Here is a 13701-nt window from a genome sequence, read left to right as displayed (position 1 = left end):
GGCGCATGCGCAGCGGGGGCCGCAAACCGCGTCGGGGCGGGCTTGCGGCGGGAGGAAGGCCTGTGCGGGCCGCATCGGCTCGCGCCCGCGCACCGGGCCCGTGAGTAACAAATACCCGGGCGGTAAGGTTCTTCACGCGGTCCTTGTCGAGGCTTCGCCGGCCTGCGGACGGTACTTTCCGCCGAACCAGCGATGCACCGCGACATAGAACAGCGGCACCCAGAAGATCGCCAGCACCGTCGCCGTGATCATGCCGCCGATCACGCCGGTACCGATCGCATGCTGGCTGCCCGAGCCGGCACCGACCGACGTGGCCAGCGGCACCACGCCGAGCACGAAGGCCAGCGACGTCATCACGATGGGCCGCAGCCGCATCCGGCTCGCCTCGATCGCGGCCTCGACGATGCCCTTGCCCTGGTCGTGCAGCGCCTTGGCGAACTCGACGATCAGGATGGCGTTCTTGGCCGACAGCCCCATCGTCGTCAGCAGGCCCACCTGGAAGAACACATCGTTGGGCAGGCCGCGCAGCAGCGTCGCCGCCAGCGCGCCGACGATGCCGAGCGGCACCACCAGCATCACCGAGAACGGAATCGTCCAGCTCTCGTACAGCGCGGCCAGGCACAGGAACACCACCAGCAGCGACAGCGCGTACAGCGCCGGAGCCTGCGCGCCCGAGAGCCGCTCCTCGTACGACAGTCCGCTCCAGGAGTAGCCCACGCCGGCCGGCATCTGCGCCATGATCGCCTCCACCGCGGCCATCGCTTCGCCGGAGCTGTGGCCCGGCGCCGGCTCGCCCAGAATCTGGATCGCCGCCACGCCGTTGTAGCGCTGCAGCTTGGGCGAGCCGTAGCCCCAGCTGCCGCTGGCAAACGCGGTGAACGGCACCATGGCGCCGCGCTCGTTGCGCACGAACCATTTGGCCAGATCGTCGGGATTCATCCGCGCGTCGGGCCTGCCCTGCAGATAGACCCGCTTGACGCGGCCCTGGTCGATGAAGTCGTTGACATAGCTCGAGCCCCAGGCGATCGACACCGTGCCGTTGATCTCGGCCAGCGACACGCCGAGCGCGCGGGCCTTCTCGTCGTCGATCTGCAGCCGGTATTGCGGCTCGTCGTTCAGGCCGTTCATCCGCACCCGCTGCAATTCCGGGCGTTGGGCGGCCAGCTGCAGGAAGCGGTCGCGCGCCTGCATCAATACCTCCCTGCCGACGCCGGCCCGGTCCTGCAGATAGACGTCGAAGCCGGTCGCATTGCCCAGCTCCATCACCGCCGGCGGCACGAAGGCGAAGGCCATCGCATCGCGCATGCCGCTGAACCGCGCCTGCGCGCGCCGCGCCAGGTCGAACACGCTGGTCGCCTCGCCGATGCGCTCGTGCCACGGCTTGAGCAGCACGAACGCAAAGCCCGAGCTCTGGCCGCGGCCGGCGAAGTTGAAGCCGTTGACGGTGAACAGCGACTGCACCACGCCGCCCTCTTCCTGCAGCAGATACTCGCGCAGCCGGTCCAGTACCTGCTGCGTGCGCTGCGCCGACGCGCCGGGCGGCGTCTGCACCTGCGCGAACAGCACGCCCTGGTCCTCGTCGGGCAGGAACGAGGTCGGGATCCGCGTGAACATCCACGCCGCCAGCGCGAGGATCAGCAGGTAGACGGCGAAATAGCGGCCGCGGCGTTTGAGCACCGCCACCACGCCGCGCTCGTAGCCGCGCGTGGCCGCGTCGAAGGCGCGATTGAACCAGCCGAGCGGGCCGCGTTTCGGCGCGCCGTGCCCATGCCCATGCCCATGCCCATGCCCATGCCCTTGCCCTTGCTGCGGCAGCGGACGCAGCATCGTCGCGCACAGCGCCGGCGTCAGCACCAGCGCGACCAGCACCGACAGCACCATCGCCGACACGATGGTGATCGAGAACTGCCGATAGATGACACCGGTGGAGCCGCCGAAGAACGCCATCGGCAGGAACACCGCGGACAGCACCAGCGCGATGCCGATCAGCGCGCCCTGGATCTGCCCCATCGAACGGCGCGCGGCTTCCTTCGGCGACAGCCCTTCCTCGGCCATCAGCCGCTCGACGTTCTCGACCACCACGATGGCGTCGTCGACCAGCAGCCCGATCGCCAGCACCATGCCGAACATCGTCAGCGTATTGATCGAATAGCCGAACGCCGCCAGCACGCCGAAGGTGCCCAGCAGCACCACCGGCACCGCAATGGTGGGAATCAGCGTGGCGCGCACGTTTTGCAGGAACAGATACATCACCAGGAACACCAGCACCACCGCTTCGAGCAGCGTGCGCACCACGCCCTCGATCGAGGCCGAGATCACCGGCGTGGTGTCGTACGGATAGACCACCTGCATGCCGGGCGGGAAGAACGGCTCGAGCTCGCCCAGCGTCGCGCGAATCGCCTTGGCGGTATCGAGCGCATTGGCGCCGCTGGCGAGCCGGATCGCGATGCCGGAGGCCGGGCGGCCGTTGTACTGCGCATTGATGTTGTAGTCCTGGCCACCGAGGCCGACCTCGGCCACGTCCTTGAGCCGGACCTGCGAGCCGTCGCCGTTGACCTTGAGCAGGATCTCGCGGAACTGCTCGGGCGTCTGCAGGCGCGTCTTGCCGACCACCGTCGCGTTCAGCTGCTGGCCGGCGACCGACGGCAGTCCGCCCAGCTGGCCCGACGCGACCTGCACGTTCTGCGCCTGGATCGCGGTCCTGACGTCCGACGGCGTCAGCTGGTAGGCGGTGAGCCTGGCCGGATCGAGCCAGATCCGCATCGCGTACTGCGCGCCGAACACCTGGAAGTCGCCCACGCCCGGCGTGCGCGACAGCGGGTCCTGGATGTTCGAGACGATGTAGTTGGCGAGGTCTTCGCGCGTCATGCTGCCGTCGCTGGACACCACGCCGACGATCATCAGGAAATTGCGCACCGACTTGGTCACGCGGATGCCCTGCTGCTGCACCTCCTGCGGCAGCAGCGGCGTGGCCAGCTGCAGCTTGTTCTGGACCTGCACCTGGGCGATGTCCGGGTTGGTGCCCTGCTCGAAGGTGACGGTGATGGTCATGTTGCCGTCGCCGTTGCTCTCGGACGAGATATAGCGCAGGCGGTCCAGCCCATTGAGCTGCTGCTCGATGACCTGCACCACGGTGTCCTGCACGGTCTGCGCCGACGCGCCCGGGTAGTTGACCTGGATCGCGATGGTCGGCGGCGCGATGGCCGGATACTGGCTCACCGGCAGCGCGCCGATCGACAGCGCGCCCGCCAGCATGATCACCAGCGCGATGACCCAGGCGAAGATGGGGCGTTCGATAAAGAATCGGGACATCGAGGCGCTCCGTTCAACGCTGGGAGACGACGGCGCTGGCCGCGCTGCTTGCGTTGGCCGTGTTGGCCGTGTCGGCCGGCGCCACCGCCGTCAGCGGCAGCGGCCGCACCTTCATGCCCGGCCGCACGAATTGCACTCCGTCCACGATCAGCCGTTCGCCCGGCTGCAGGCCGCCGCTGACCAGCCAGTTGTCGCCGATCACGCGTTCGGCCTCGATCCGGCGCAGCTCGACCTCGTCGTTCTGATTGACGAGCAGCGCGGTGGCCTGCCCCTTCGCGTCGCGCGTGACGCCGCGCTGCGGCGCCAGCATGGCGGCGGGCCGCACGCCCTGCTGCATCCGCGCCCGCACGAACATGCCGGGCAGCAGTTCGTGGCGGGGATTGGGAAACACCGCGCGCAAGGTCACCGAGCCGGTGCCGGTGTCCACCCCCACCTCGGTGAACTCGAGCCGGCCTGGCTCGGCGTACTCGCTGCCGTCTTCGAGGATCAAGCGCACGCGCGCGGCGTTGTCCCCCGCGGCTTCGAGGCGGCCGGCCGCGAGATCGCGCCGCAGCCCGAGCACCGCGGACGACGGCTGCGTGACATCGACATAGATCGGATCGAGCTGCTGCACGGTGGCCAGCGCGTTGGCCTGGCCGTTGGTGGCGAGCGCGCCCTCGCTGGCGAAGGAGCGGCCGATGCGCCCCGAGATCGGCGCGAGCACCCGGGTGTAGCGCAGGTCGATCGCCGCGCGGTCCACCGCCGCCTGCGCCGTCAGCCAGGCCGCTCGCGCCTGCTCGTATTCCTGCTGGCTCACCGCCCGATCGCGCGCCAGCCGCTCGTAGCGCTGCGCGGTCTGCCGCGCGGACTCCAGCGTCGCCGACGCGCTGGCGTGCGCGGCCTGGTAGATGGACGGGTCGATCTGGTAGAGCTGCTGCCCCTGCCGGACCTCGCTGCCCTCCTTGAACAGCCGCTTCAGAATGATGCCGTCGACCTGCGGCCGAACCTCGGCGACGCGGTAGGCCACGGTACGGCCGGGCAGTTCGGTGCTGAGCGCCACCGGCTGGTGCCGCAGCGTGACATAGGCGACCTCGGGAGTCCGCGCGGCGGCGGGGGTCTCCTCCCTGCCGCAGGCGGCAACGGTCAATGCCGACAGCAGCAACGGCAACAGCAGCGGCGCGGTGGCTGGCAGCCTGCAAGAAGAAGAAGCCCGTGAAGAAGTCGAACGGGATGCGGCGAAGGCGGGATCGGCAGGCATGGCGGCAATCGGAGAACATCGGGCGGCACCGATGCTATCCGTCGCTGCCGGTCAAGCCGCTGGCGCCAGGCTGACGGTTTTGTCATGTATCGCCCGGCACGGCTCAGGCGCCTTCCGTGCGCCGCCACAGGACCGCGACCGCCACGCGTACGAGCGGCGGCCTACGCCTCGCGCCTCAGATAGCGCGGCACAAAGCGGCGGATCGTGCCGTCCGGGAAGCGCACATCGACGCGTTCGCGCGTGGTCGCCACCACGGTGCCGACGCCATGACGGCGGGCGCGCACCTTGTCCCCTTCGGCGAAACGCGGCGCGCTGGCGCCGGTTCTCGTTTCGGGCAACGGCTCGACCGGATGGCGCGCGGCCTCGGCGGCCCGCACGCAGCTGTCGCAGGTGCCGCAGCGTTCCGGGCCGCCGTGCTCGCCGTAGTACTCCAGCAGCATCGCCCAGCGGCAGCGGCCGCTGCGAGCGTAGTGCAGCATGGCCTCGAGCGTGGCGCGGTCCTTGTCGCTGCGTTCGGCGTACTGCGCCGCGATGCTGCGCACCGCCTCGGCATCGTTCTTGTCCGGCTGCCGGCTGTAGCTGCCGTCCTGGTGGCGGCGCGCGATATCGGCCTCGCACAGCATCGTCAGCGCGACCTGCAGCTTGCGCCGGGCCACATTGGGCAACGCCTGATGCAGCGCGTCGAGCGACAGCGGCGCGGCGGCATCGCGGCGGCCGCCCATCGCCGCGACGATCTGTTCGAGCGTATCGGCGCCGGGATAGCGGTTGGCCAGGAAGAACTGCTGGACGCGCTTGTCGCGCTCGTCGTGCAGCAGCGTGCAGCGTGCCGGCTCGCCATCGCGACCGGCACGGCCGGTCTCCTGGTAATAGGCATCGAGGCTGCCGGGCAGCTGGGCATGGACGATGAAGCGGACATCGGGCTTGTCGATGCCCATGCCAAAGGCGTTGGTGGCCACTATCACGCGGCAATCGCCGGCCATGAAGGCGGCCTGGCTGTCGCGGCGCTGCGCGGCGGTGCAGCGGCCGTGATAGAGGGCCACGTCCTGCCCGGCCTCCTTGAGCCCGGCATGCAGCCGCTCGGCCTCGCGCACCGTGGCCGTGTAGACGATCCCCGCGCCTGGCTCGCGCGCGACCAGGCTGCGCACTTGCGCCAGCCGCTCGTCGTCGCCGGCGACATGCTGGACCGCATAGATCAGATTGGGCCGGTACAGGCCGGCCTTGACCACGCACAGCGACTGCAGGTCCAGCTGCGCGGCGATATCGTGGATCAGCGCGTCGGTAGCGGTCGCGGTCAGCGCCAGCACGGGCGGGCGTCCGAGCGCGCGCACCGCATCGGGAATGCCGAGATACGCGGGACGGAAATCATGGCCCCACTGCGAGATGCAGTGCGCCTCGTCGACGACCAGCAAGGCGACGCGATTGCGCTGGATCGACGCGATGACTTCGGGGTCCTGCAGCTGCTCCGGCGTGGTCAGCACGATCGCTCGTCGCGGCGGGCCAGGCTGTCCAGCGCGGCATCGGCCGCGGCATCGCCGACCGCGCTGTTGACCACCGCCGGATCCAGCTCGAGTCCTTCCAGCTTCTCGGCCTGGTCCTGCATCAGCGAGATCAGCGGCGAGACCACCACCGTCAGGCCGTCCAGGCACATCGCCGGCACCTGGTAGCACAGCGACTTGCCGCTGCCGGTGGGCATCACCGCCAGCGTGTCGTGGCCCTGGAGCACGCTGTCGATGACTTCGGCCTGCCCGGGGCGCAGCCGCCGGATGTCGAAGCGTTCGCGCAGCAGGCGCCGGATGGAATCGGGCAGCGAGGTTGTCATGTCGGAGCGGCCGCTGCAATTTCCGTGCCGCGCCCTCCCTGCCGCGCGCGTTCCACGATGCGGCCGCAGCGGTCCGTCTTTGAGAAAAATTGACACCCCCAAACGGACGGACTTACGCTCGGTCGTCCCTGGACATGCCCCGCACGCCGCCTCGCGCCGCCGCGCCGCAAGCCCTTCCGGGCACCGCAGTCCCCCATACCCATAACGACAAATCTCTCCGAGACAGCCCCGCCGTGCCTTCCTCCCGCCTGAACCCCTCGCTGCTCAGCGAACTGCGTCCCGCCCTGCCGATCCTGATCGGCGCTTCCGTGATGTTGAGCCTGGCCATGGGCCTGCGCCAGAGCCTGGGCATCTTCATGCCGCCGCTGACGCGCGACATCGGCATCTCGGTATCGGACTTCACCGTGGCGATCGCGGTGCAGAACCTCGCCTGGGGACTGCTGCAGCCGATCGCCGGCGCGTGGGCGGTGCGGGTCGGCTTTCGCCCGCTGATGATGAGCGGCGCCACGCTGTATGTGCTGGGGCTGGCCCTGCTCGCCGGGGCGGAGGGGATGATCGGCGTCACGCTGGGCGCCGGCGTCGCGATCGGCGCCTCGATGGCCTGCACCGGCAGCGCGATCGCGATGGCGGTCGCCGCCCGTCCGATCTCGCCGACGCTGCGCAGCACGGTGCTCGGCATCGTGTCGGCCGCCGGGTCGCTGGGCGCGCTGATCGCCGCGCCGATCGGGCAGGTCGTCGCGCAGGGCTACGGCTGGCGCGTCGGCATGGCGGCCTTCGTCGTGCTGGCGCTGGCGATGCTGCCGGCCGCGTGGTTCGCCGGCCGTGTGGACCGGCTGCCCGCGCCGGTGTCGACCACCGGGATCGAGCAGAACGCACGCCAGGCGCTGGGCACCGCGCTGCGCCATGCGCCCTTCCTGGTGATGGCGCTGGCGTACTTCGTCTGCGGCATGCAGCTGGTCTTCCTGACCACGCATCTGCCGTCCTATCTCGATGTCTGCGGCATGGACGCGATGCTCAGCGCGCAGGCGCTCGGCGTGATCGGCGGCTTCAACGTGCTGGGCAGCCTGTTCTTCGGCTGGGCCGGCGGCCGCGTCAACAAGCTGCTGCTGCTCGGCGGCATCTACACGGTGCGCTCGCTGGCGCTGACCTGGTACTTCTCGTCGGCACCGACGCCCGAGAGCACGCTGGTGTTCGCCGCGGTGATGGGCTTCCTGTGGCTGGGCGTGGCGCCGCTGGTGGCGGGCTGGATCGCGGAGACTTTCGGCCTGCGCTGGCAGGCCATGCTGGGCGGCGTGGCGTTCTTCAGCCACCAGATCGGCAGCTTCGTCGGCGCCTTCGGCGGCGGTCTGCTGTTCGACGCGCTCGGCTCGTACACGCTGGCCTGGCAGGTCGGCGTATCGCTGGGCCTGGCCGCCGGCCTCGCGCAGATCGCGTTCGCCGTGGCGACGCGGCCGCGGCCGCCGCGGGTGGCGACGGCCTAGGCCGCGCCAGCTGCGCGGCGCGGCGAAACGCGCTGGCGTGATTGCCTTATTGCGTGGTTGCGTGGTTGCGTGGTTGCGTGGTTGCGTGGTTGCGTGGTTGCGTGGTTGCGTGGTTGCCTTATTGCGCCGGCCGGATGTTCTGATTGCCGCGGAACAGATTGTCCGGATCGTATTCGCGCTTGATCTGCGCCAGCCGCGCATAGTTGCTGCCATAGGCCGCATCCACCCGCGTGGTCTCGTCCTGCGTGAGGAAGTTCACGTAGACGCTGCCCAATGCGAACGGCGTCAGCGCGTCGAACAGGCCGCGCGTCCACTGGATGCAGCGCTGATCGTCGGCGGGCTGCTGCCAGCGGCCGTGGATGTTCATCACGAAGTTGGCATCGCGATGCGCATAGGCCGTGGCGTCCACCGGCACGCGGCCAACATGCCCACCGAGCGCGCCGATGAAGATCTCGCATTCCGGCGACGGCAGCGTCGCCAGGCCATCGTTCAGCACCGCCAGCATGCCGTCGTCCAGCCGCGCGAAATTGTGCGACTTCCAGTAGTTGCGCGCGCCCGGCGTCAGCAGCGGATCGAAGGCCTTCTGCCACGCGGTATAGGGCATCGCGCCCAGGTGCTCGCCATAGGGCTGGCCGAATTCGCGCAGCGGCGCGACCGCGTCCGCCCCATCGGCCGACGGGCCGATATAGCAGCTGGCCAGCACCATCACCGGTTTGCCGTGCACCTCGGCCGGCAGGAAAGGCAGCGGCGGCGCCAGCCGGAACACCGCCCATACCGTCAGTTCGTCGGGCGCGGCCTCGATGAAGTCACGATAGCGCGGGAACACCTGCGCCGCCTGTTCGAACGGATACACCACCAGGCCGCCGTAGATTTCGGGGCCGACCGGATGCATCTCGAACTCGAACTGCGTGACCACGCCGAAATTGCCGCCGCCGCCGCGGATGGCCCAGAAAAGATCGGGATCGTTGTCGGCATCGACGCGGCGGAACTTGCCGTCCGCCGTGACGATGTGCGCGCCCAGCAAATTGTCCACCGTGGTGCCGTACTTGCGGCTGATCCAGCCGAAGCCGCCGCCGAGCGTCAGCCCCGCGACGCCCGTGGTCGAGTTGATGCCCAGCGGCGTCGCCAGCCCGAAGGCCTGCGCCTCATGATCGAAATCGGCGAGCGTCGCGCCTGGATCGACCCAGGCCACCCGCGCCTGCGGATCGACCACCACGGACCGCATGGTCGACATGTCGAGCACCAGTCCTTCGTCGCAGACCGCCGTGCCGGCGATGTTGTGGCCGCCGCCTCGCACCGCCGCGCGCATGCCGTTCTGCCTGGCAAAGCGGATCGCGCTGATGACGTCGGCGGCGCCGGCGCAACGGGCGATCGCGCCCGGCCGGCAATCCACCGTGGCATTCCACACCTTTCTCGCTTCCTCATAGCCGGGATCGTCTGCCTGCAACACCGCTCCCCGCATACCCGACTTCCATTGGTCGATGGTTTCCCTGGTCACACTGGTCATGGCGCACCTCGTCTTGCTTTTGACGCAGCGCCCTCGACAGGCTGTCCGGCCTGGGGCCGCGCGGTGGCGGGGTGATGGCCATCACGTGGTGTGCGTGCCCGGATCGATCGGGTCTGGGACCTGGGAGGATGAGGGTAGAAGGCGGGATCGGCGGAGGGCGCTGGTGCGGAACATTTAAGGCGGGGGGTTGGCAAATGTAAAGCCGGGCTGTTTGCGTGCCATTCCGCGCGCCATTCAGGCCATTCCATGCGAAGGCAAGCGGAATTTGCGGGTGCCGACCTCGTGCGGGATAATCGCGGCGTCGAAAAAGACAGCGGCGGTATCGGTTAGTCCGCCCGCCCCGAATCAGGGGTTCTGTCGGCGCCTGCCGACCCGCGACCTTCGCCCGCAGATCCGGTGGGCAGGGCCGCGTGCGTCCACGTCGACACGTCGACTTGCTGTCCATCCCCGGTCTCGGCGCGAAGCCTTTTCGTTCGACGCTGTGTCGGCTGCCCCATCGGCATGCCGTGCAGCCTTTTCAGCGAGGCCATCATGAAGCAAAGCATCTCCGTCGTTACCCTCCCCGTCGCCGATCTCGACCGCGCCAAGGCCTTCTATTGCGGTGGGCTGGGCTGGTCGCCGGTATTCGACAACGGCGACATCGCGTTCTTCCAGTTCAACGGCTTCATCGTCGGGCTATGGAACAAGACCTCCTTCGAGGCGGAAATCCATGGGCCGTCGAGCCCCGGCGCACGCGGCTCGGCGCTGGGCCACAACGTCGAATCGCCCGAGGAAGTGGACCGCCTGATGGCGCAGGCCGTGGCCAGCGGCGCCGAACTGGTATCGGCGGCGCGCGCCTTGCCGTGGGGCGGCTATTCGGGCTATTTCGCCGATCCGGACGGACACCTGTGGGAGGTGGCCTACAACCCGGCCTGGCCGATCTCGCCCGAGGGCTACGTCACCTTCGCGAGCTGAGGGCTGCCGGCCGCGGCGCCGATGTCGGAATCGGCTGACAGCCGATGCGGCCCGACGCCGGTGTCCCGCGGTAGCCGCTCCGGCCTATGCTGGCGGCGTTCGGCCTGCATGGGCCGACACGCAACCGGGAGAGGCGATGGACTGGATCGACATGCTGCAATGGCCGGCGATGGCCATCACCGTCGCGGCCACCTGGCTGATCGGTTCGCGCATCGCCACGCGCCGCAAGGTCGGCTTCTGGGTCTTCCTGCTCAGCAATGTGCTGTGGGTCGTCTGGGGCCTGCACACCAGCGCCTATGCGCTGGTGGTGCTGCAGTTCGCGCTGGCCGCGCTGAATCTGCGAGGGATGCGCAAGGCGAAGCAGGTCGAACAGAACGGGGCAACGCAGGCAGGACCGGCAGGGAGTGCGGAGGCGCAGTAAGCGCCGGTTCGGTCCAATCGGCTTTGCTGGCTGTCCCATACCCACGCCTTCCACTACACTTGCGCCTCATCCACCGCCGCGCCGGTATGGTTGCGGCGAGAGCCCGATCGGCCCGCCCGTCGGACCACAAAACAAGAAACCGTGTCCTCTCCCGCTTCCCAAGACCGTTCCACCCTGCTCGCCGTGCTTGCCCTGATGGGTTCGATGGCCTCGCTGTGCATCGGCACGTCGTTTGCCAAGAGCCTGTTCGATGCGGTCGGCGCGCAGGGCACCACCGCGCTTCGCGTCGGGTTTTCCGCGCTGATCCTGCTGATTGCGTGGCGGCCGTGGCGGTGGCCGCTGAAGGGGGCCGATGCGCGTGCCATCGCGCTGTACGGCGCGGCGTTGGGTGCGACCAATCTGATGTTCTACATGTCGCTGCGGACGGTGCCGCTCGGGTTGGCGATTGCGATCGAATTCACGGGCCCGCTGGCCGTGGCGATCGCCTCGTCGCGGCGTGCGATCGATTTCCTCTGGATCGCCTTTGCGGTGATCGGATTGCTGTTGCTGCTGCCGTTGCGCGAACATGCCGGCAATCTGGATCCGGTCGGCATCGGCTATGCGCTCGCGGCCGGGGTCGGCTGGGCGCTCTATATCATCTTCGGCCAACGCGCGGGCAATGCCCACGGCGGCCAGGCGACCTCGCTGGGCTTGCTGATGGCATCGCTGGTGGTGTTTCCGTTCGGTTTCGCCCATGCGGGCACGGCGCTGTTCAGCCCGGCGCTGCTGCTGGCCGGGCTGGCCGTAGGCGTGCTGTCCAGCGCGATTCCCTACTCGCTGGAGATGGTCGCGCTCAAGCGGCTGCCGCGGCGGACCTTCGGCATCCTGCTCAGCATGGAGCCGGCGATGGGGGCGCTGGCGGGGCTCGTCATGCTGCACGAGCAGCTGAGCGCCACGCAGTGGCTGGCGATCGGCTGCATCATCGTCGCGTCGATCGGCTGCACCGCGACGGCCGGTGCGCGCCGCCCGGCCAAGGCGGAGGCGCGGGGCACCGGCTCGGCCGCGTGAAGGCGCTGAAGGCCCCGCCGTCGCGCGGCCGCAGTCACGCTCAGGCGACCTTGTAGCGCTCGAGCCAGTGGGCGTAGGGCGCGGGCAGCGTCCACGCGGCGCGCTCGACGCCGAGCACCTTGGCCGCGTGATACGGCCAATGCGGATCGGCCAGATGGGCACGCCCAACCATCACGAGGTCCAGCTGCTGCTGGGCGACGACGCGTTCGGCGAGCTGCGGCGTATCGATGCCCCAGGCCGATGCCACCGGCAGGCCGGTCTCGCGACGCACCCGCTCGGCCACCGGCGCGAGGAACGCCGGACCCCACGGGATATTCGCCTCCGGCGTCGAAAAGCCGACGCTGACACTCAGCATGTCCAGCCCTTCCTGCTTGAGCCGCTGCGTCAGCGCGATGGCTTCGCTCAGCGTTTCCTCGTCGCGGCCGTCGTATTCGATCACGCCGAAACGCGCGGTCAGCGGCAGGCGCTCGGGCCAGACCTTGCGCACCGCCGCCAGCGTCTCGACCAGGAAGCGGCCGCGATTCTCGGCCGACCCGCCGTAGGCATCGTCGCGCTGGTTGGAGTGCGGCGAGAAGAAGCTCTGCGCCAGATAGCCATGCGCGAAATGCAACTCCAGCCATTCGAAGCCGAGGTCGCGCGCCCGCTCTGCGGCGGCGACGAAATCGGCGCGCACGCGGGCGATATCGTCGAGCGTCATCGCACGGGGCACCTTGGGCAGCCCGGCACCGAACGCGATGGCGGAAGGCGCGATGGTCTGCCAGCCGCGCGGATCGCCTTCGGGAATATGGTCGTCGCCTTCCCACGGCCGGTTCGCGCTGGCCTTGCGCCCCGCGTGGCCGATCTGGATGCCGGGCACCGCGCCGGCGGCCTTGATGGCGCTCACCACGGGAGCGAATGCCTCGGCCTGCCTGTCGTTCCACAGGCCGGCGCATCCCGGCGTAATCCGGCCTTCGGGCGAGACGGCCGTCGCCTCCGCGATCACCAGACCCGCGCCGCCGCGCGCGATGCCGGCCAGATGGACCTTGTGCCAGTCGTTGATGACGCCGTCCTCGGCGACGTACTGGCACATCGGCGGCACCGCGATACGGTTGCGCAGCGTGACATCTTTCAGTTGGAACGGTTGGAACAGCGCGGACATCTATTGTTTTCCTTCAGTGAGATCAAAACAGGAGCGAACTTGAGCAAGAGGCGTCTGGCACGAAGTGCCCTCAGCGGCCTTGTGCCGCCAGCGCGCCGAGCAGCGCGTGCGCGACCGGCTCGGACGAAGCCGGGTTCTGGCCGGTGATCAGCAGCCCGTCGGTGACGGCGTACGGCTGCCAGTCCGCGGCCTTTTCATAGCGGCCGCCATTGGCCTTGAGTACGTCCTCGACCAGGAACGGCACCACGTCGGTCAGGCCGACCGCCGCTTCCTCGGTATTGGAGAAGCCCGTCACCGCCTTGCCCTGGACCAGCGGCTTGCCGTCCGGTCCCTTGACGTGGCGCAGTACTCCGGGCGCGTGGCACACCGCCGCGACCGGCTTGCCGGCGGCGATGGCCCGTTCGATCAGCGCGATCGAATGCCGGTCTTCGGCGAGGTCCCACAGCGGGCCGTGGCCGCCGGGATAGAACACGGCGTCGAAATCGTCGATCGACACCTCGGCCAGCTTGCGCGTCGACGCCAGCGCGGCGCGCGCCTCCGCATCGGCCTCGAAGCGCCGGGTGGCGTCGGTCTGGGAAGCCGGGTCGCTGCTCTTCGGGTCCAGCGGCGGCTGCCCGCCCTGCGGCGAGGCCAGCGTGATATCGACGCCCTGGTCGCGGAACACGTAGTACGGCGCCGCCAGTTCCTCCAGCCAGAAGCCGGTCTTCTGGCCGGTGTCGCCGAGGCGGTCGTGCGAGGTCAATACGATCAGCAGTTTCATGATGCGAATCCTTGTCGGTCGATTC

11 protein-coding genes are annotated in these 13701 nt (G+C 69.3%); 4 read left to right on the top strand and 7 right to left on the bottom strand.

The window, feature by feature from the left end:
• Positions 1–132: 132 nt before the first annotated feature.
• The 4 genes from KZ686_RS21720 to KZ686_RS21705 all read right to left on the bottom strand — a co-directional run bounded on the left by KZ686_RS21720 (position 133) and on the right by KZ686_RS21705 (position 6368).
• Positions 133–3312, bottom strand: coding sequence for an efflux RND transporter permease subunit (locus KZ686_RS21720; RefSeq protein ID WP_265633635.1), 3180 nt, complete (start codon positions 3310–3312; stop codon positions 133–135).
• Between the two features lie 13 nt (positions 3313–3325).
• Positions 3326–4549: an efflux RND transporter periplasmic adaptor subunit gene (locus KZ686_RS21715; protein WP_265633634.1), complete on the bottom strand. Its 1224-nt coding sequence runs from the start codon at positions 4547–4549 to the stop codon at positions 3326–3328.
• 161 nt (positions 4550–4710) lie between these two features.
• Positions 4711–6027 carry a RecQ family ATP-dependent DNA helicase gene (locus KZ686_RS21710; RefSeq protein WP_265633633.1) on the bottom strand — a complete coding sequence of 439 codons (1317 nt, stop codon included), beginning with the start codon at positions 6025–6027 and terminating at the stop codon, positions 4711–4713.
• Entirely contained in the window at positions 6021–6368 is a 348-nt protein-coding gene (locus tag KZ686_RS21705; RefSeq protein WP_265633632.1) for a DEAD/DEAH box helicase, read from the bottom strand. The genes KZ686_RS21710 and KZ686_RS21705 overlap by 7 nt, the downstream gene beginning before the upstream one ends.
• A gap of 311 nt (positions 6369–6679) precedes the next feature.
• Between KZ686_RS21705 and KZ686_RS21700 the strand changes: the two genes are divergently transcribed.
• Positions 6680–7849: an MFS transporter gene (locus KZ686_RS21700; RefSeq protein ID WP_226106349.1), complete on the top strand. Its 1170-nt coding sequence runs from the start codon at positions 6680–6682 to the stop codon at positions 7847–7849.
• Positions 7850–7967: 118 nt separating this feature from the next.
• Here KZ686_RS21700 and KZ686_RS21695 read toward each other — a convergent pair whose 3' ends face one another.
• Entirely contained in the window at positions 7968–9356 is a 1389-nt protein-coding gene (locus KZ686_RS21695) for an FAD-binding oxidoreductase (RefSeq protein ID WP_226106214.1), read from the bottom strand.
• A 531-nt stretch (positions 9357–9887) separates the two neighbouring features.
• Between KZ686_RS21695 and KZ686_RS21690 the strand changes: the two genes are divergently transcribed.
• From KZ686_RS21690 to KZ686_RS21680, 3 genes are all read left to right on the top strand, one after another.
• A complete protein-coding gene (locus KZ686_RS21690; protein ID WP_223819542.1) occupies positions 9888–10310 on the top strand; it encodes a VOC family protein in 423 nt (140 codons plus the stop codon).
• 136 nt (positions 10311–10446) lie between these two features.
• A complete protein-coding gene (locus KZ686_RS21685) occupies positions 10447–10731 on the top strand; it encodes a hypothetical protein (protein WP_149316322.1) in 285 nt (94 codons plus the stop codon).
• A 195-nt stretch (positions 10732–10926) separates the two neighbouring features.
• Positions 10927–11778 carry an EamA family transporter gene (locus KZ686_RS21680; protein WP_226106350.1) on the top strand — a complete coding sequence of 284 codons (852 nt, stop codon included), beginning with the start codon at positions 10927–10929 and terminating at the stop codon, positions 11776–11778.
• 40 nt (positions 11779–11818) lie between these two features.
• On the opposite strand, the gene KZ686_RS21675 is transcribed toward KZ686_RS21680, so the two are convergent.
• Together KZ686_RS21675 and KZ686_RS21670 are read right to left on the bottom strand one after the other, a co-directional pair.
• On the bottom strand, positions 11819–12916 hold the full coding sequence (locus tag KZ686_RS21675; RefSeq protein WP_265633631.1) for an NADH:flavin oxidoreductase/NADH oxidase: 1098 nt from the start codon (positions 12914–12916) through the stop codon (positions 11819–11821).
• A gap of 70 nt (positions 12917–12986) precedes the next feature.
• Complete coding sequence (locus tag KZ686_RS21670) at positions 12987–13676, bottom strand: type 1 glutamine amidotransferase domain-containing protein (RefSeq protein WP_149316324.1); 690 nt, start codon at positions 13674–13676, stop codon at positions 12987–12989.
• Positions 13677–13701 lie beyond the last annotated feature (25 nt).

The sequence above is a fragment of the Cupriavidus cauae genome (assembly GCF_026210475.1).
Classification (GTDB): domain Bacteria; phylum Pseudomonadota; class Gammaproteobacteria; order Burkholderiales; family Burkholderiaceae; genus Cupriavidus; species Cupriavidus cauae.
The sequence above is the reverse complement of the archived record's forward strand: the minus strand, read 5'-3'. Positions and strand labels throughout refer to the sequence as shown.